Raw genomic sequence first — 17,722 nt, forward strand, 5'->3', positions numbered from 1 at the left:
TGAGTAAGGAAGCCTGTCATGGTCACGACTCCGCTCGCCGTCCTGGACCTCGTCCCGATCCCCGCCGGATCGACCGCGGCGCAGGCGCTGCGCAACAGCATCGATCTCGCCCAGCGGGCCGAGCGGTTCGGCTACGCCCGGTACTGGTTCGCCGAACACCACCTCAACCCCGGCGTGGCCGGCACCTCGCCGGCGGTCCTGCTGGCGCTGACGGCCTCGGCCACCTCGACGATCCGGCTCGGCTCCGGCGCCGTCCAGCTCGGGCATCGCACCGCCCTGTCGACGGTGGAGGAGTTCGGGCTCATCGACGCCCTGCACCCCGGGCGTCTCGACCTTGGCCTGGGTCGTTCCGGCGGGCGTCCGAACGAGGTGAAGCGTGAGCCGGCCCTGCTCGGCGCCGGCACAGCCGTCGTGGACGGACGCGCGCCCAACGGGCTGCGCGTCCCACACCGGTTCTCCTTCGAGCATCTGCTCAACTCGCCGCGCTTCGAGCTGCAGAAGGGGCTCCTGCAGCTCCCCGGCGCGCAGTCGCAGAACTACACTGAGCAGATCGGCGATGTCCTTGCCCTGCTGGCCGGCACCTACCGTTCCGCTGAGGGCGAACAGGCTCACGTGGTCCCCGGGGAGGGCGCGCAGGTGCAGGTCTGGATCCTCGGCAGCAGCGGGGGTGAGAGCGCGACCGTCGCGGGGGAGAGAGGGCTGCGCTTCGCCGCGAATTACCACGTCAGCCCTGCCACCGTGTTGGAGGCCGCCGAGGGCTACCGGGCCGCGTTCCGCCCGTCCGCCGAGCTTGAGCGGCCCTATGTCAGCGTCTCGGCCGACGTCGTCGTGGCCGAGGACACCGCCACCGCGCGGGAGCTGGCCGCCGGTTACGGGCTGTGGGTGCACAGCATCCGCACCGCGCTGGGGGCCATCCCGTTCCCGACCCCGCAGGAGGCACGCCGGCACGTGTGGAGCGACGCCGACCGCGAGCTGGTCGCAGACCGTGTCGAGACCCAGTTCGTCGGCTCGCCGGGGCAGGTCGCGGACCAACTGGAGCAGCTGCGCGACGCCACCGGCGCCGACGAGCTGATCATCACCACGATCACCCACGACCATGCGGACCGGGTCCGCTCCTACCAGCTGCTGGCCCAGGAGTGGCAGCGCCGTTGAGCCGCATCCCCGCCAGCCGGCAGGACCCGGACCAGCGGCATCCACTGGACAACCCCGCCCGCTGGTCGCTGACCGGGGCGCACGCGCATCTCGCCGAACGGCGTGGCAACGTGCTGCGCTACCCGGTCGACGTCTCCCCGTTCGTGGCACTGCCCGAACAGCCCGACGCCGCCGACTGGAACGACATGGCGGCCCTTGCCGGCCCGGGGGCGCTGGTCCCGCTCGCCGGGGTGTCGGTGCCGCCACCACGGGGGTGGGAAGTGGTCAGGCGCGGTGCCGGGGTGCAGCTTGTCGGCGACGGTCTCGCCGCCGCGCCCGACGACGAAGCCGTCCGGCTCCAGCCGTCGGACGTGCCGGAGATGCTTGCCCTGGTCGCCGCCACCAAACCCGGCCCGTTCCTGCCCCGCACCATCGAACTGGGCACCTACCTGGGCATCCGCCGCAACGGCGCGCTCGTGGCGATGGCTGGCGAGCGGCTGCACCCACCCGGCTGGACGGAGGTCAGCGCGGTCTGCACCGATCCCGCCTTCCGCAGCCAGGGGCTGGGAGGCCGGTTGGTGCGCGCGGTGGCCGCCGGCATCCGCGAACGCGGCGAAACCCCGTTCCTGCACGCGGTCGCGACCAACACCAACGCGATCCGGCTGTACCTCTCGCTGGGCTTCCGCTTCCGCCGCGAGGCGACTTTCCTCGCCGTCCGCGTCCCCGACCCCCTCCCCGAAAACGCCCCGGTCATCTGACCCGCGCGTGTGCTCTCGTTCCGAGAGTGGCATGAGGGGTGACCGTCCGCGCCGATCCGATGATCGACCAGTGGAAGCGTGAGACATCCTTCGAGGAGAAGCCATGGCAGAGGACACCAGCCCGGGCCAGTCGAGGTTCGTCCGCGGTAACGACCATCTTGACCGGCTGCTGTCCGACCCCCAGCTTGCCGCCGACGTCGCCAAGGCGCACGAGGCGGCGGAGACGGACCGGGCCCACACGAATGAACCTCGCGATGATCCGCAAAGCCGCGCAGATGACGCAGGCTGAGGTCGCCAAGAAGCTCGGGGTCGGCCAGGCCGCCGTCTCTCGTCTGGAGAGCCGCGAGGACATGCTGCTATCGACTTGCTCTCGCCATTTCGCCACCGCCGTGGGGTCGGGGGTGGGCTTCTCCAGTTCCCGCCACATCTGGGCGTTCGCCCAGGCCGTTGTCCCTGGGCGTCTTCGAATCCAGCGGACCGTTCGACGCGACCCGGCTCGGCCGCGCTCTCTCCTCCCACTTCCGTGACACTGACTGGATCATCCACCTCCCCGACACCTCCATGGCCTGGCGTACCCCCAGATCCAGGATCACCGCTCCGCTCAATTCACAAGGGGCCGCGCTTGAGTCTTCATCCCCGACCGTTCCTGCGACTATTACTGCGCTTGCCTTTCCCCGCAGTCTCCGGAACAACCCCAGCCGTACTGATTCAGATTCTTCCCCGCAGCCCCGTCCTCCCTCCAAAATACAGCGCAACGATCTCAGTCGCGGACGATAAGGCGTGCTGTAACGGACGGCGATATTTAATTTCCCCCACAGGTTGCGGGTTCGCGGGACAGATTCAGGGATGCAATAGCTGTCTGCGAAGTGCTGTCACCAGGCCGTCGTCAACGTCGAGTTGCTCAGCGGCATAGCCATACACCGACCCGTACCGCGTAATCAGGTCGGCTAGGAAGAACCGCATGATCTCAGCAGGGGCGCGGCCGTAGGCGGGCCACCTGAGAGTCAGGTCGGGGTAATCAGCGTGCCATTCAGCGACCAGGCGTTCGGTGGCTAGCTCGGTCAAGGTAAAATCGGCGACGATGTCGTCCTCGTGTACCCCGAGCAGAGCAAGAACCAGCATGGCCAGCAGACCGGTGCGATCTTTGCCGGAGTGGCAGTGGAAGACCAGCGGAGTGGTGCTGTCGGCAATGACATTCAATGCACGCCGCAGCTCCTTGATGCCGTCGTGGGCGATTTCGGTGTACCTGTCGGCCAGGAAACGGGCGGGCTCGACGTCCGAGTCTAGGCCTGCCTGGTTATACGGCTGATGCTCGATACTCAGGTTGTGGTAGGACAGCTCCTGATAGTGCGGGACGCGTCCACTGCGTTTGATCTCCCAGGGATATCGAAGGTCGATTACGGTACGGATATCCAGGGCGAGGAAACGATCCCAGTCCTGGCCCCGCAGCTTACCCAGCGAGTCGGAACGAAACAGCCGACCCCAGCGCACCGTGCGGCCATCAGCGGCCCAGTAGCCACCCAGATCCCGGAAGTTGTGCAGACGCTCAAACGCAATATGTCTCCTCACATGGGTCACCTTACGACGACCCGCACTGACCGCCGCTGTTCTCCCAGCTCCCGCATCCCGCGCAACCTCGACCAGGTGTAACTGGTCAGGTCTGGTAGATCGTTTGTTTTTGGTTTCCCGGCTGGCTGGGACTCCTCGATGGCCTGAAGGCCCGGGTCGTTGGTGCTGTGTGGTTGATCGGGCCGTAGGGTCCGGGTGTGTCGGATGGTCCGCCCGCGTCGCCGCCGGTGCCGTCGTATGACGAGCTCGCGGCGCTGGTGGTGAGTCTGCGGGCGCAGCTGGTCGAGACCGCTGCGGCGTTGGAACAGGCGCGGGTGCGGATCGCCGAGCTGGAAGCTCAGGTCGCGAAGAACTCGCGGAACTCGGCGAAGCCACCGAGTTCGGACGGGCTGGCGAAACCGCCACCGAAGTCGCTGCGGAAGAAGACCGGCCGCAGGCCCGGTGGGCAGGGCGGGCATCCGGGATCGACGCTGCGGATGCTCGCTGAGCCTGATGTGCGCCTGCGGCATGAGCCGGGGCCGTGTGCGGGGTGCGGGGCGGGGCTTGCGGGCCGGCCTGTGACCCGGACCGAACGGCGGCAGGTGTTCGACTGGAGTGATCCCGCTTCCGTGGACAGCGAACCTGAGGTTCGCTGTCCATAGGGAAGGAGCGTCATGGGGTCAGCTCGCCGGAAGTTCACCCAGGAGTACAAATCCGAGGCAGTAAGGTTGGTGCTCGACTCGGGCCGGTCGGTGACCGAGGTCGCGAAGAGTCTGGGTATCCACGAGACCACGTTGGGAAACTGGGTGAAGAAGGCGAAGGAGAACGGCGAGACCGAGGAGCGGCCGCTGTCGGTGTCGGAGCGCGCGGAACTTGAGGAGCTCCGGAAGAAGTACGCGCAGGCGCAGATGGACATCGCCTTCCTAAAAAAAGCGGCGAGCTTCTTCGCGAGCGAGCAGAAGTAAAGTTCGAGTTCATCTCGATACACGCTCCGAAGAAGCCTGTGTCCGCCGACGGCGCGAACACCTTTCCCGTCGACTACATGTGCAAGAAACTCGACCTGTCCCGACAGGGCTACTATGCGTGGAAGAAACGCGGCCCGTCTCGGAGGGAGAAGGACGACGCCACCTTGTCGACCATGATCAGAGCTGTTTTCGACCGTCACGAGGGGCGGTACGGCGTGCGGCGGATCTTCCACGAGATCCGCCGCCAGGGCGTCGCCGTCGCCTACAAGCGGGTCCAGCGGCTGATGGCGACGATGGGCCTGGTCAGCGTGCATCCGCGTCCCCGCCGGCCGGTGACGACGGTGCAGGCCGCGGACTCCTCATCGCTGCCTGATCTTGTCGGCCAAGACTTCGCCGCGTCCGCACCGAACCAGTTGTGGTACGGCGACATAACATATATTCGCACCTGGGATGGCTGGGTGTACATGGCCTCCGTCATCGACGCGTTCTCTCGGAAGATCGTCGGCTGGGCGGTCGCCGATCACATGCGCACCGAACTCGTTCTCGACGCGCTTCGTATGGCCGTCACCCGCCGGCGGCCACCCGGCGGCGTCATATTCCACGCCGACCGAGGCGGTCAGTACACCAGCCGTGAGTTCGTCGCCTTCTGTCGCGACAACAACGTCCGAAACTCCGTCGGCCGTACCGGGATCTGTTTCGACAACGCCGCGGCGGAGTCCTTCTGGGCCACCCTCAAGAAGGAGTTCGTCCACCTCCACCCGTTCGATACCATAGACCGCGTCCGGGCGGGGATCTTCGAATATGTCGAGATCTACTACAACCGGCAGCGGTTGCACTCCTCGATCGGCTATCTCACGCCTGTCGAGTTCGAGGAAGAATTTGACGGACAAACACTTCGTGCTGCATAGTTAGGACTGTCCACGAAAGTGGGAACCCTCCAAACCTGGTCGAGCGCTGGTTCGCGGAGCTGACCACCCGCAAGCTGCGCCGATCGACGCACCGCTCGGTCGTCGAACTCGAAGCCGACATCCGCCGATGGATCAACGCCTGGAACAAGGACCCGAAGCCGTTCGTCTGGGCCAAGACCGCCGACGAGATCCTCGAGACCCTCGCCGCCTACTGCCAGCGAATCAACGACTCAGGACACTAGGTTGTTGATGCACCCACAGTCGCGGAACCCGCGAACCCCACCGATTCGGCGCTGTCCCGGGTGCGGGTCCGGAACCGATCCAGTCACAGGAGGTACCCGTGAGCGACCGGCAAGTACGGATGATCGTCCTGTCGACGGACGATCTTGAGGAGTCGATCAAGTTCTACACCGAGACCCTCGGCTTCCCGCTGAAGTTCCGCGACGGCGCCCACTTCGCGGCCCTCGACGGCGGTTCGGTGACCCTTGCCCTGGCCACAGCGATCGATCACCCCATCCACGGCCAGGTCGTCGTGGGCATCAAGACCGACGACGTCGACGGCGCGGCCAGAGCGATCGAGGAGAACGGCGGTGGCATCGTGAAAGGCCCCTACGACGACGCTCACGAGCGCCGCGCCGTGGTGTACGACAACAAGGGCAACGGCCTGGTCTTCTACAAGCCGCTTCCGCGCTGACGCACATTCGATCCGTGTATTCGGTCCGCTCCCACGCTGGCCGGTCACCGGCCGGCGTGGGAGCGGGTCAACCAACCGACGACGCGGCCGTGGTCTCGTACGGCGTTCCGCCACCTCGCCCCACAGCCTTCGGCCCTCCCGTGACGAGCGACCCCGGCAAGACGAGATGGTCGATCCGGCCGTGACCAGCCGAGCCCAGATCACTCCGCGACCGAAGCAACCACAGATGTCCTGGTCAGGAGGGAGCCGGCGAGGGGATTCGAACCCCTAACCGCTCGATTACAAGAGCAAGGCAGCTCGTCCACTGATGTCTGTGGACGTCCGCTGACCTGCGGTGCGCATCCACCAGCGTTCGTGTCTTTCCACGGACGTCCGCCGGCTCGGGTACACCACTGGGTACAACAGTGCGACTGGTCGCTTGAACCGTCGTGTCCGGCGGCAAGCCGACCCGCACCGCGGGCGCGCCTGGCGCGCCGAGGAGCGGAAGCGACGCGGCCTTCCGATGCGGCCTGGCATGTCCTGGCGATCGGGGACCAAACCCGTGGACTGAACCGAACTTGCGTGATCTTGGTTGCGGAAAGGGGCTGTGATCTGCGGTTTTACGGGGACGGCCCGAAAGCTCGTGTCTACAGCCCTCGACTTCGACGGGGCGTGACTACGAACGGGCTGATCTCGACGTAGCGTAGCAGACCGTTGGTGGACACTAAATTTGCGCTCCCTGAGCCGTTTTCCCTGGTCAGGATGCTACATCCATGATCGCCCTCCGTAAGTTCGGACTAAAGTCACGCTTGTAATGTTTGTAGAGGTCCGCCGACCTTTGCCCGGTCTCAGGTCGGCGGACCTCCGTCGTTCGCCGTCGGCTGCATCCGCTCACGTTGCTGTCAGCGGTTGCTTTCAAAAACCGACCGAACGCTGCGTGTTACTTCCCGATCGCAACACCAAAGGGCCCGTCGCCGACGGGGATGGTGTCAACGACGGTGTTGCTGTCAGTGTCGATCACCGACACGTTATCCGAGGAGCCGTTGCCGACGTAGGCACGGGAATCGAACAAACCCCTAGTGATCGCCACGCCATTAGGCCCGTCGCCGACGGGGATGGTGTCAACGACGGTGTTGCTGTCAGTGTCGATCACCGACACGTTATCCGAGTCGCGGTTGGTGACGTAGGCACGGGGATGGAAACCCTTAGTGATCGCCACACCGACAGGCCCGTTGCCGACGGGGATGGTGTCAACGACGGTGTTGCTGTCAGTGTCGATCACCGACACGTTATCCGAGCCAAAGTTGCCGACGTAGGCACGGGAATCGAAACCTTCAGTGATCGCCACACCAAAAGGTACGTCGCCGACGGGGATGGTGTCAACGACGGTGTTGCTGTCAGTGTCGATCACCGACACGTTATCCGAGAATTGGTTGGTGACGTAGGCACGGGAATCGAAACCCTTAGTGATCGCCACACCGCCAGGCCCGTTGCCGACGGGGATGGTGTCAACGACGGTGTTGCTGTCAGTGTCGATCACCGACACGTTATCCGAGTATTGGTTGGTGACGTAGGCGCGGGGATGGAAACCCTTAGTGATCGCCACACCGACAGGCCCGTTGCCGACGGGGATGGTGTCAACGACGGTGTTGCTGTCAGTGTCGATCACCGACACGTTATCCGAGCCAAAGTTGCCGACGTAGGCACGGGAATCGAAACCTTCAGTGATCGCCACACCAAAAGGTACGTCGCCGACGGGGATGGTGTCAACGACGGTGTTGCTGTCAGTGTCGATCACCGACACGTTATCCGAGAATTGGTTGGTGACGTAGGCACGGGAATCGAAACCCTTAGTGATCGCCACACCGCCAGGCCCGTTGCCGACGGGGATGGTGGCGACGACGGTGTTGCTGTCAGTGTCGATCACCGACACGTTGTCCGAGCCAAAGTTGGTGACGTAGGAGTTCCGCGAATCGAGGGGAGTGGCTGTTGCCTGGGTCGGCGTGGCCGCTATGAACAGTCCGGTCGCTATGACCGGGATTGCCCAGGGCTGGAACCGCCTTCCTCGCCCCCGCTCTTCACCGCATTGTCTGAAAGAACTTTTTCTTGTGTTCGCCCATTGTGCGAGCACCGAGACCTCCACGTTGTGGGAGAATCCACCTCCGCAGCACGGAAACGCCGACCGCGAGCGAAGGGGTCACCGACGGTGACCAACGCGATCCTAGCCAGAGTTAATCACCATGGAGGCATTAGCCCGTCTTGCGCCGCGGCGTGACGGCGGTTTCACGGGATATCCCTCGTCAGCGCTCTAATCGGACTTTTGTGCTCCTTGGGCGAGTGCTGGCCGCTGGCGGCGAACGGGATGGGTTTACGCCGCGTCAGTCCCGGCCATAAGCGAGCCACTGGTTGATCATCGCTGTTCGGACAGACCCTGGCCGACAGCATGCGGGTCCTCCTGCCCGACCATTCCCCGTCTCGACGGTCAGAGGAAATCTTGCCGCTTCCGTGAACGTCACGAAACGTCGCGGTTTATCGGCAAGCTTCTCGGACGGTGACCTCATACGGTCGACGGGGTCCGATTCGAACGTGATCAACGCGGCAGCGGGCAGGCGCCGCGACTTGACCATCGGAGGAACTGTGAACAAGCTCCTTCTCACTCCGACCGAAGCCGCTGATCTGCTGGGCGTGAGCCGCACAACGGTCTATGAGCTCCTCAACGCCGAACAGATCGAATCTGTCCGGATCGGGCGGGCGCGGCGGATACCGCGGGCGGCGCTCGTTGCCTACGTCGATCGGCTCCGTGGGCTCTCCGACAGGGAGGCGGCGGCGTGATCGCGGTCAGGCAGGGGCGACGGGTCGCAGATGTTCGGCAATCCACCCGGACCAACGCGCTGGCTCGTGGTCCACCCGGGAGGCTTCGCAACGACCCGATCCTGAAAGATCCAATAGGCGGTCCCGGTGGGTGCTGGAACACCACACCGGGACCTAGATCCGCACCTCTTCTCGTCCAAGGAGCGCAGACCTGTGTCCATCATTCCGCCTGACCATGGCCCGTGGCGCACCCCGTCCAGCCAACCGCCGTTCGTGACCGTTCAGCGGTCCCACTCCGGTGACTACGCGGTGACCGTCCGGCCGGGTGCCGACCCGGTCGACGTGAGCTCGGCGCTCGGTGCTGTGCCGGTGGACACCGTGTTCACCGAAGCCTTCGGCGATGCCGATATCACCCTGATTTTCCGGACGATCCCTGGAACGTCGGCGCTGCTGCCAGCGGGAATCGGCGATCTGCCGCGCATCCCGGCCATGCGCTGACCCGCGCGGTTCTTCTCCCTTCCCCCATTTCTTTCCCGTTCCTCTGGTAGGCGCACTCCCCGGCAGACCCTTCCGCGCCCAGAGGACCGGACCCAACGGCAAGCACGCCACCTGGCGACCGGCAAGCCTCCAGTTCATCCATGGGGTGCTGCGTAACGCGCTCGCGGACGCTCACCGGCTCGACCTGGTGCCTCGCAACGTCGCGAAGGCGATCAAGGGACCGTCGGTGCCACTGCGGCGGGTCCGTACCCTCCACGTCGATGACGTCCGGGCGCTCAGCCGGGCGATGCACGACGACCCGTACGGACCGATCTTCATATGTGGTCTGATGTTGGGGCTGTGGCGAGGGGAGATCCTCGGCCTGAGGTGGGCCGACATCGACTTTGACGCAGGGGCGCTGCACGTCCGACGCACGTTGCAACGCGCGAACGGAAAGCTGATGTTCACGCCGGCCAAGACCGTTCGGTCGCATCGGACGCTGCCACTGTCGGGCTCTCTCGTCGAGATTCTCAAGGAGCATCGCCGGTCCCAGGAAGGCGCCATGGCCACCGCCGGCCCGGACTGGATCGATCATGACCTTGTCTTCGCCTCGGCGATCGGCACACCCCTGGACCCACGCAACGTCAACCGACGGTTCACCGCGATCCGCACGGCGGCCGGGCTCCCGTGGGTGCGGCCTCACGATCTTAGACACGCGTTCGCGACACTCCTCGTCGCCGAAGGCGTCCCTATGCGTGTGATCATGGAATTGCTCGGTCATTCCACGATCAACCTCACCATGAACACGTATGCCCACGTCCTACCTGAGGCGCAGGAAGACGCCGTGGCGCGTCTCGATGGCCTCGTCATGGGAGATGATCAAAGCAAGGAGGCTGCAGAGGCCACCGACGAACCGGGCGAGGGCGAAGCGGACGGCGGAGATGGCCTGGGTACACCACTGGGTACATGACGATCACTTCGGGGCCAGGCCAACGACGAAAGCCCAGGTCAGGAGGGAGCCGGCGAGGGGATTCGAACCCCTAACCGCTCGATTACAAGTCGAGTGCGCTGCCAGTTGCGCCACGCCGGCCGGTCCGAGGACGCTCCCTAGCGTAGGGCATCGGGGGATGATCACGCGCCTCGGGGCCGAGTGATCGTTGGGACGCCGGTCGCGTCACCGTTCTGCCACCTGCTGTCGGCCGTACCGGCGCCGCTGCCGAGGGTTGACGCTGCCGGGGGTTGACAAGGTGCCGGCCGGGGATGCGCCCGGCCTGTGGGTGACCACGCGTCCCCGGTTGTGAGGGATGGGGGCTGCCGCGCCGGAATCGCGTCCCGAGCCGCTTGGTCAGGAGTAGACCGCGAGCATCGGGCCCGGTTGGGCGGCGTTGTCCGTCTCGAGTTCCGTCTCGAGTTCCGTGTCGGTTGTTCCGTTGTCCTGCCAGAATTCGACGGCGCCTCGTACGTCCTGGTTTTCTATCAGGTCGGTCAGGCGTTCGTAGCGGGCGAGCGACCGCCGGATGAACTGCTGCCCGGCCGCCTCGGGAATGTTCCGCAGGGCGGCTTCGTGCTCCTTTCGGAGAAGGGCCGACACAAGTTCCGCCATCAGAATGAGGGTTCTGTTGTGGGATGACCGCACGACCAGGATACGGAATTCGGCGGACGGCCGGGAGAAATCGAGAATGCCGCGTGACCGGCTCGCGGCCAGCAGGCAGTCGCGCATGCCCCGCAGGTCCGATCCGCTCCGGCGGGCCGCGGCCAGCGCCACCGCTCCCGGTTCTATCACCGCCCGCGCCTCGAGCAGGTCCCGGACGGAGGTGCCCTGCATCTGCAGCCGCAGGCCGGTCTGCCGGGCGAGCACCCGGGTGTCCGGCTCCTGAACAAGTGGTCCCAGGTGGGAGCCGCGCCGAAGAACGATCAGGGACTCGGACTCGAGGATGCGCAGCGCCTCGCGCATTGTCGGCCTCGCGACACCGTATACGTCCATCAGCTCGCTCTCCGGCGGAAGATGCTCGCCAGGCCTGACCTCGCCGCGCGCCATCCTGCCCCGGAGGTCGTCGGCGACCAGTTCGGAGAACTTGCTGAACCTCGGCCCGCGTTCCGGCCCGAACATATTGACAGCCATCGTCGTCCTGACAGTCATTTTCGCCCGCCTCCTCGCTGAAGCGTGAGAAGCCATGCTAACCGCGGAAGAGCGTCATGATCCGGCGCGGCCGGATTCTTGTGAGGCCGCACACGCCGTGTGAATCCACCCACACCGGTGTCCGCTAGCCATTGTTTTGGGTTTCCGGTAGGTTGGCGATCCGACCGGCCAGCGCGCCGTCACAACTACCTGGCACATCATCGTATCTACGCTGTCACCACGGATGACGGTTTATGTGCCGCCGTCGGTTGGGGACGGGCAGGGAGTATTAGAGTGCTGGCGCCGCCATTTCCATGCCGCTGACGTGACAGGCCCGGGATATCCGGGCCCGCTGGTCGGTGTATCCATCCGGTGGTGGTCGGCGTATCCGCCCGGGGGTACCGACGGTATGCGAGACGCGGTATGCGAGAGGAGAGGCCACGAAATGGAGTGGGACGAACCATCGTCCGCTGTCGCCGTATCCCGCCTCGGGCACTCGATCAAGCGGGCCGAGCAGGCGCTCATCCGGGAGAAGACCCGGGCGCTGCGTGATGTCGGCCTGTCCGTCCCGCAGTACACGGTGCTGCTCACGCTTGCCGACTCGCCGGGGCTTTCCGGCGCCCAGCTCGCCCGCCGATGTATGGTCACGCCCCAGTCGATGGCGAGTCTGCTGCTCACGCTCGAGGCGAAGGGGCTGGTCGTGCGTGAGCAGTCGGACGTCCACGCGAAGGTCTTCCAGTGCCGGCTGACCCCGTCTGGCCGGACGCTGCTGCACCGGGCGGACACCGTCGCCCTCGCGGTCGAACAGCGTCTCACCGCGGTCTTCACGCCCGCCGAGTCGGAGGAGTTCCGCTCCCTGCTCGAACGGACCGTCGCCATCCTCGACGACGAGACCGGACGCTCCACACCGGCGACATCAGCGGCACCGGCGACACCAGCTGCCCCGCTCACGCCAGCCGTGCCGCCCACGCCGGCCACGTCACCCATACCAACCGCATCACCTGTGCCGGCCGCGTCGCCCACGCCAGCCGCAGCGCCCACGCCGACCGTGCTGCCCACACCCGGCGTGCCGTCCACGCCCGCCGCGGCGGCGCACTGGTCGCAGGCAGCCGGCCAGTAGCGCGGTGACCACCACTGCCGGCCCACTTCAGCGCCGGCCGGGTCCGAGCCCGGTTGAGCCCGGCCAGCATGATCGTTGTGATTCTGGTGCTGCTGGAACAGCATCAGAATCACAACGATCACAGCACTGTCAGAGGCTCACCAGCCGCCAGAGATCCAACAGTGTTGCCTGCGGAGTGTTGCCTGCGGCTTGCGGGCTGTCGCCGGGGGAGTCAGCGTGGGTGCGTCTCCGCCGCGTCCAGCCGGCGGCGGCGGGCGATCTCGGCCAGCGCCACGCCCGCGGCGACACCGGCGTTGAGCGACTCGACATCCCCGGCCATCGGGATCCGCACGGTCAGATCGCAGCGTTCCCCGACCAGCCGCGACAGGCCGCGGCCCTCCGAACCGACGACCAGCACGAGCGGGTCGGAGGCCATCTCCAGCTCGTCCAGGCTGACCTCGCCGTCCGCGGCGAGCCCCACCACGAACAGGCCGGCCTGCGCCCAGCCGGTCAGCGCGCGCACCAGGTTCGTCGCCCGCGCCACCGGCAGCCGGGCCGCGGCACCGGCCGACGTCTTCCAGGCCGCCGCCGTGACGCCGGCCGCCCGCCGTTCGGGCACCACGACCCCGTGTGCGCCGAACGCCGCCGCCGACCGGACGACCGCGCCGAGGTTACGCGGGTCGGTCACGCCGTCCAGAGCCACCAGCAGCCCGGGCGGCGCTTCCTGGGCGCGGGCGAGCAGATCGTCAGGATGGGCGTACCGGAACGGTGGCACCGACAGCGCCAGCCCCTGGTGCGGCGCGGAACCGCATAGCCGGTCCAGGTCGCCGCGCGCGACGTCCGCGACGGCCACCCCGGCGCGCGGGGCCAGCCGGCGGGCCTCGTCAAGGCGTTCGTCGTACTCGGTCCCGGCGGCCACGTAGAGGACGGAGGCGGGGACACCCGCCCGCAGCGCCTCGACCACCGCGTTACGGCCGACCACCAGCTCCTCGGGCTCGCCGCGGTCCGCCCGGCTGGCGAAGCGCCCGGCGCGGGCCGTGCCGGCCCAGGCGGATCCAGCCGGGCGGCCCTGCCGTGGCGCACGGGGGCCGCCGCGGGCCCCGGCGTCACCGGCCCGGTCGTCACGGGCCCCGGCCCCGGCGCCGCGCGGCCGGTTGTCACGGCCTCGGTCGTCACGACTCCGATCGTCACGGCGGGTGCTCTTGTCGGCAGTATGCGCCGCTCCGGGTCGACGCTCCTCGCCGGCCGCGGCCGCGGCCGCGGCGGCGGCGGCCCGGCGCTGGGCCGGGTGACCGGGACGCATCTCCGCCGGCGGGGTTGCGCCTCGTCCCTCGAGGGCCTTTCGCCGCTGACCCCCGCTACCGAGCGACGCACCCTTACGGTGCGAGCCGGATTTGGCCGCGCGGCCGCCCTGGCCGCCGCGGGCCACACCACTGCCGCCGCGCCTGGACTGGCCGGCCATCAGAGGGCTCCACCAGCGCGGGGGCCGCAGGCATCGGAGAACCAGGCATCGGAGAACATCGTCATACGGTATACGGACGCCGGGGCGCCCCGGCGGCGCAACCCACCGTACCCGTCCCGCCGCGCTTACCTGGAGGCGGAACTCCGCCGGGCCGGGCGGCGTAACCACCACCGGCCACCATGGCCGTCCCGGGTCATCTCGCCGGCCGAGGCCGGGCCTGCTCCGCCGTGCCGGGCCCTGCCTCGGCCGGTGCGTTCCGGCGCTCCGCCGTTCTGCCTCGCCTTCCTTCCATTCTTCCGTCCGTCCTTTCGGCCCTTTGATTTCTCTCGATTCCCCGGGGCCGCCGGTTTCAGCGTTCCGGGGCCCGGAAACGCACCGGGAGGTCCGCCAGGCCGCGGATGAGGATGTTCGGCTTGTACGTCGGCCTGTCGGTGAGGATCTCGGCGGTACCGACGCGGTCCACCCACGCGGCCAGGAAGATCTCCATCTCCAGTAGGGCGAGCGGCGCGCCCAGGCAGTAGTGGTGGCCGAGGCTGAAGGACAGGTGACGGGAGACCGGCCGGTCGCCGTGGAAGCGGGTGACGTCGAGCCGGTCCGGCTCGTCGTAGGCGGCCGGGTCGCGGTTCGCGCAGGCGATCAGGGCGACCACGCCCTCGCCGGGGGCGAAGGTCCGGCCACCGACCACCAGCTCCCGCTTGGCGGCCCGGGTGTTCATGTGGATGGGCGAGTCGTAGCGGAGCAGCTCGTCGACGGCCCGGGGGATCAGCTCCGGCCGCTGGCGCAGCAGGTCGAGCTGGTCGGGGTGGCGCAGCAGGGCGAGGGCGCCGTTGCCGACCAGGTTCACGGTCGTCTCGTGGCCGGCGATGATGAGGGTGATGCAGGTGCCGAGCAGTTCGTCCGCGGTGAGCCGGTCGCCATGGTCCTCCACCGCGGCCAGGGAGCTGATCAGGTCGTCCCCGGGGTGCCGGCGCCGTTCGTCGACGAGTTGGCGGAAGTAGCCGGCGAACTCCGGCAGCGCCGCGTTACGGGCGGCGAGCGCTTCGGGGGTCATGTGGAGGTCCGGGTCGAACGCGCGGGAAAGCGCCTGCGACCACTTCTGCACCAGCGGGTGGTCCTCGGTGGGCACGCCCAGGATCTCGCAGATCATGGTGAGTGGCAGCGGGTAGGCGACCGTCTCGATGAAGTCGAACTCGCCGGCGTCGAGCGCGGCGTCGATCAGTTCGTCGACGAGTTCCTCGATACGTGGCCGCAGGCCGGCCACCCGGCGTGCGGTGAAGCCCTTGGTGACCAGGCCGCGTAGCCGGGTGTGGTCGGGCGGCTCCATCCACAGGAAGGTGTCCGGGAAGGCCGACGCCGGGATGGTCGGGTGCAGTTGCTCCGCCTCCTTGTCGTGCCCCCAGTCCGCGCTCTGCAGGATCTTGACGCAGTCGACGTAACGGGTCGCCACGTGCAGCCCGAAGTCCGACATGTGCAGGGGGGCGGCGTCACGCAGGTGGTCGTACCGGGAGTACGGGTCGGCCCGGTTCGCAGGGTCGAACAGCTCGTCCAGCAGGGATGGCGTGACGGGGCTGACGGGCGTCGTCGCCTGGCTTCCCCGGCCCCCCTGGGCCGTTGCCGCCTGGGTTGTCGCCACGTCCATGTCGGCTCCCTCTCGCGATTCTTCGGTGCCGCCGTCACTGGTTGTCTTCGGCCACGGGGGCCGCACCGGCGGATGTGCCCGGCGCCGGTAACGCATGCGCCGAGCACACCGGACCGCCCGGTGGGACGGTATTCCAGCACGTCCGGCCGGCGGTTCGGTAAACGGCGAGTTTACATTTCGGGGCGAGAACAAGACGCCCCTGAGGTGGCCGTGATTCTGTTGCTCCAGCTATTGGGACGTCGAATGGAACAATTGGATTCACTGATGGTGGCCGGGGGCGTACAAAATATCGGTGTGGCCGTCCCAAGGGCTGCTTGGTGAGGTGTTGTCAAGCCTGCGAACTGCGGTTACTGTGCTTCTCTGACAGCGGCTGGCGGAGGCCGGCAACCATTTTTGTCAGTCATCGCCGGCCTGGTTGACGTCAGAGCGGCGCTGCCTCCAGGATATTGGTGGCAAGGCGCTCGGAATCGCCGGGTCAGCTGGTTGGCGGCGGCTTGTCCATGGTGCGCGGACGAGCCTTGGGAAAGTTTTCGGTACAGCCGGGCCACACCGTCCGGGAATACGTGACGGCGAGCGTCTGGCAGCCACGGGAGGCGTGATGGACAACGGCGCGGTGCTCCCGACGCCAGCCAGGGAATCACACCCCGACCCCGTGGTTCCCCCAGTTGACGGGGATTCCCTGGAACCATGGCCCGGCCGGCCGTCACATCCGCGGGCGGCCGAAGACGGCCGTGGCCACGCGGTCGTCCTCGGCGCCGGCATGGCCGGGCTGCTGGCCGCCCGGGTGCTCTCGGAGACCTTCGAGCGGGTCACGGTGCTGGAACGGGACGTGTTCCTCGACGGCGGTCCCCACGGCGACTCCCGCCGTGGCGTGCCCCAGGGCCGGCACCTGCACGGGCTGCTCGACCGCGGACGCCAGATCATGGAGGAGCTGTTCCCCGGGCTGACCACGGAGCTCACCCAGCGGGGCGCGTCCACGATCGAGACGCTGGTGGGTTCCCGCTGGTACCTGCGGGGGCTGCGGGTTCGCTCGACCCCGACCGGGCTGACCTCGGTGCTTGCCAGCAGGGGGCTGCTGGAGGACGTCCTGCGGGCGAGGCTGCGGGCGATCCCCGGCGTGGAGTTCGTCCAGCGGACGTCCGCGACCGGGCTGGTCGCCGCGCCGGAGGCGCCCGACCGGATCATCGGGGTGCATGTCGCCCGGCAATCCCGCGGTGTCGGTATCGGAGTTGTCCACGCGGACCTGGTGGTGGACGCGACCGGCCGGGCCTCCCGCGGCCCGGACTGGCTGGCCGCCTTGGAACTGCCCGCCCCGCCCGAGCGGCGGACCGACGTGGATCTCGGATACGCGTCGCGTTTCTACCGGCACCGTCCCGAGCATCTCGACGGTCAGCGTTCGGTCATAGTCTCGACCATGCCCGGATTCCGTGGCGGCGGTGCCGTCGCGCTGGAGGGCGGCCGCTGGCACGTCACGCTCGCCGGAATGCTCGGTGACCATCCGCCGACGGATCCCGAGGGATTCGAGGCGTTCGCCCGAACCCTGCCCGTACCCGACATCTACGACCTGGTCACGTCGACCGAGGCGTTGGGCGACCCGGTGCCCCACCGTTTCGCCAGTTCGCTGCGGCGATACTACGAGCGGGTGAAGAATCCGCCCACCGGATTCCTCGTCATCGGTGACGCGATATGCAGCTTCAACCCGCTCTACGCCCAGGGAATGACCGTGGCGGCCCAGCAGGCGTGGGCGCTGCGGGACTGCCTGCGGGCCGCCGGCCCGGATCTGCCGGCCCGTTTCTACCGGCAGGCCGGCCGCCTCGTGGACGTTGCGTGGGACATGGCCAACGGAGCCGATCTGTGCTATCCCGGCGTCCAGGGGCGGCGCGGCCTGCGTGACCGGCTGGTGGGCCCGTACGCGGAACGGGTGCAGGTCGCCGCGCATCAGAACGCCACGGTGGCGCGCGCCCTGATGAACACGCTGAACCTGGTGGACGCCCCGACAGCGCTGCTGCGCCCGGCCGTGGCCGCCGGCGTCCTCCGCTTCGGCTGGTCGCACCCGACCACACCGGCGCCCACGCTCACGGCCGCGAGCGCAGCCGGCCGGTCGTCAGACCAGGCCGGTTCTGCCTGACCGG

General features: G+C 67.6%; 18 protein-coding genes, 1 tRNA gene and 1 pseudogene. 14 read left to right on the forward strand and 6 right to left on the reverse strand.

Features of this window, described 5'->3' with window-relative positions; genetic code table 11:
* The first annotated feature begins 18 nt into the window (after positions 1–18).
* From FSYMDG_RS01925 to FSYMDG_RS29480, 4 genes are all read left to right on the forward strand, one after another.
* Positions 19–1,152, forward strand: a complete 1,134-nt coding sequence (locus FSYMDG_RS01925) for an LLM class flavin-dependent oxidoreductase (RefSeq protein ID WP_013871946.1) — start codon at positions 19–21, stop codon at positions 1,150–1,152.
* Positions 1,149–1,889 carry a GNAT family N-acetyltransferase gene (locus tag FSYMDG_RS01930; RefSeq protein WP_013871947.1) on the forward strand — a complete coding sequence of 247 codons (741 nt, stop codon included), beginning with the start codon at positions 1,149–1,151 and terminating at the stop codon, positions 1,887–1,889. Before FSYMDG_RS01925 ends, FSYMDG_RS01930 begins: the two co-directional genes overlap by 4 nt.
* A gap of 103 nt (positions 1,890–1,992) precedes the next feature.
* Complete coding sequence (locus tag FSYMDG_RS25150) at positions 1,993–2,178, forward strand: hypothetical protein (RefSeq protein ID WP_013871948.1); 186 nt, start codon at positions 1,993–1,995, stop codon at positions 2,176–2,178.
* A complete protein-coding gene (locus tag FSYMDG_RS29480; RefSeq protein WP_206438199.1) occupies positions 2,165–2,416 on the forward strand; it encodes a helix-turn-helix domain-containing protein in 252 nt (83 codons plus the stop codon). Before FSYMDG_RS25150 ends, FSYMDG_RS29480 begins: the two co-directional genes overlap by 14 nt.
* Positions 2,417–2,729: 313 nt before the next feature.
* On the opposite strand, the gene FSYMDG_RS01945 is transcribed toward FSYMDG_RS29480, so the two are convergent.
* The gene (locus FSYMDG_RS01945) at positions 2,730–3,458 is read right to left on the reverse strand and encodes a tyrosine-protein phosphatase (RefSeq protein ID WP_013871949.1); all 729 of its coding nucleotides are present in this window, start codon (positions 3,456–3,458) and stop codon (positions 2,730–2,732) included.
* Positions 3,459–3,655: 197 nt separating this feature from the next.
* On the opposite strand from FSYMDG_RS01945, the gene FSYMDG_RS01950 reads away from it, so the two are divergent.
* The 5 genes and pseudogenes from FSYMDG_RS01950 (at position 3,656) to FSYMDG_RS01965 (ending at position 6,004) form a co-directional block, all read left to right on the forward strand.
* Complete coding sequence (locus tag FSYMDG_RS01950) at positions 3,656–4,099, forward strand: DUF6444 domain-containing protein (RefSeq protein WP_013872898.1); 444 nt, start codon at positions 3,656–3,658, stop codon at positions 4,097–4,099.
* A gap of 12 nt (positions 4,100–4,111) precedes the next feature.
* Positions 4,112–4,402, forward strand: coding sequence for a transposase (locus tag FSYMDG_RS27775; RefSeq protein WP_043602641.1), 291 nt, complete (start codon positions 4,112–4,114; stop codon positions 4,400–4,402).
* 17 nt (positions 4,403–4,419) lie between these two features.
* The gene (locus FSYMDG_RS01960; RefSeq protein ID WP_237703111.1) at positions 4,420–5,310 is read left to right on the forward strand and encodes an IS3 family transposase; all 891 of its coding nucleotides are present in this window, start codon (positions 4,420–4,422) and stop codon (positions 5,308–5,310) included.
* 32 nt (positions 5,311–5,342) lie between these two features.
* Positions 5,343–5,552, forward strand: a pseudogene (locus tag FSYMDG_RS23795) (IS630 family transposase); the annotation flags it as partial.
* 98 nt (positions 5,553–5,650) lie between these two features.
* Complete coding sequence (locus FSYMDG_RS01965; RefSeq protein ID WP_013871950.1) at positions 5,651–6,004, forward strand: VOC family protein; 354 nt, start codon at positions 5,651–5,653, stop codon at positions 6,002–6,004.
* 919 nt (positions 6,005–6,923) lie between these two features.
* Here the strand turns inward: FSYMDG_RS01965 and FSYMDG_RS01970 are convergent.
* Positions 6,924–8,126, reverse strand: a complete 1,203-nt coding sequence (locus FSYMDG_RS01970) for a hypothetical protein (RefSeq protein ID WP_083828101.1) — start codon at positions 8,124–8,126, stop codon at positions 6,924–6,926.
* Between the two features lie 494 nt (positions 8,127–8,620).
* Here FSYMDG_RS01970 and FSYMDG_RS01975 point away from each other — a divergent pair, with 494 nt between their 5' ends.
* The 3 genes from FSYMDG_RS01975 (at position 8,621) to FSYMDG_RS01985 (ending at position 10,241) form a co-directional block, all read left to right on the forward strand.
* Complete coding sequence (locus FSYMDG_RS01975) at positions 8,621–8,815, forward strand: helix-turn-helix domain-containing protein (RefSeq protein ID WP_013871953.1); 195 nt, start codon at positions 8,621–8,623, stop codon at positions 8,813–8,815.
* Positions 8,816–9,103: 288 nt separating this feature from the next.
* A complete protein-coding gene (locus tag FSYMDG_RS25610; protein WP_157490959.1) occupies positions 9,104–9,292 on the forward strand; it encodes a hypothetical protein in 189 nt (62 codons plus the stop codon).
* Positions 9,293–9,518: 226 nt separating this feature from the next.
* On the forward strand, positions 9,519–10,241 hold the full coding sequence (locus FSYMDG_RS01985; protein ID WP_157490960.1) for a site-specific integrase: 723 nt from the start codon (positions 9,519–9,521) through the stop codon (positions 10,239–10,241).
* Between the two features lie 47 nt (positions 10,242–10,288).
* Here FSYMDG_RS01985 and FSYMDG_RS01990 read toward each other — a convergent pair.
* Both FSYMDG_RS01990 and FSYMDG_RS01995 read right to left on the reverse strand, forming a co-directional pair.
* Positions 10,289–10,361: transfer RNA gene (locus FSYMDG_RS01990), tRNA-Thr, on the reverse strand.
* Between the two features lie 255 nt (positions 10,362–10,616).
* Positions 10,617–11,411: a FadR/GntR family transcriptional regulator gene (locus tag FSYMDG_RS01995; RefSeq protein WP_013871955.1), complete on the reverse strand. Its 795-nt coding sequence runs from the start codon at positions 11,409–11,411 to the stop codon at positions 10,617–10,619.
* A 424-nt stretch (positions 11,412–11,835) separates the two neighbouring features.
* On the opposite strand from FSYMDG_RS01995, the gene FSYMDG_RS27315 reads away from it, so the two are divergent.
* On the forward strand, positions 11,836–12,510 hold the full coding sequence (locus tag FSYMDG_RS27315) for a MarR family winged helix-turn-helix transcriptional regulator (protein ID WP_013871956.1): 675 nt from the start codon (positions 11,836–11,838) through the stop codon (positions 12,508–12,510).
* A 211-nt stretch (positions 12,511–12,721) separates the two neighbouring features.
* Here the strand turns inward: FSYMDG_RS27315 and rlmB are convergent, their stop codons facing one another.
* Together rlmB and FSYMDG_RS02010 are read right to left on the reverse strand one after the other, a co-directional pair.
* On the reverse strand, positions 12,722–13,951 hold the full coding sequence (gene rlmB / locus FSYMDG_RS02005) for a 23S rRNA (guanosine(2251)-2'-O)-methyltransferase RlmB (RefSeq protein WP_013871957.1): 1,230 nt from the start codon (positions 13,949–13,951) through the stop codon (positions 12,722–12,724).
* Positions 13,952–14,300: 349 nt separating this feature from the next.
* Entirely contained in the window at positions 14,301–15,590 is a 1,290-nt protein-coding gene (locus FSYMDG_RS02010; RefSeq protein ID WP_013871958.1) for a cytochrome P450, read from the reverse strand.
* A 598-nt stretch (positions 15,591–16,188) separates the two neighbouring features.
* On the opposite strand from FSYMDG_RS02010, the gene FSYMDG_RS02015 reads away from it, so the two are divergent.
* Positions 16,189–17,718, forward strand: coding sequence for an NAD(P)/FAD-dependent oxidoreductase (locus FSYMDG_RS02015; protein ID WP_013871959.1), 1,530 nt, complete (start codon positions 16,189–16,191; stop codon positions 17,716–17,718).
* Positions 17,719–17,722 lie beyond the last annotated feature (4 nt).

It is taken from the genome of Candidatus Protofrankia datiscae (assembly GCF_000177615.2).
In the GTDB taxonomy this organism is placed as follows: Bacteria; Actinomycetota; Actinomycetes; order Frankiales; family Frankiaceae; genus Protofrankia; species Protofrankia coriariae.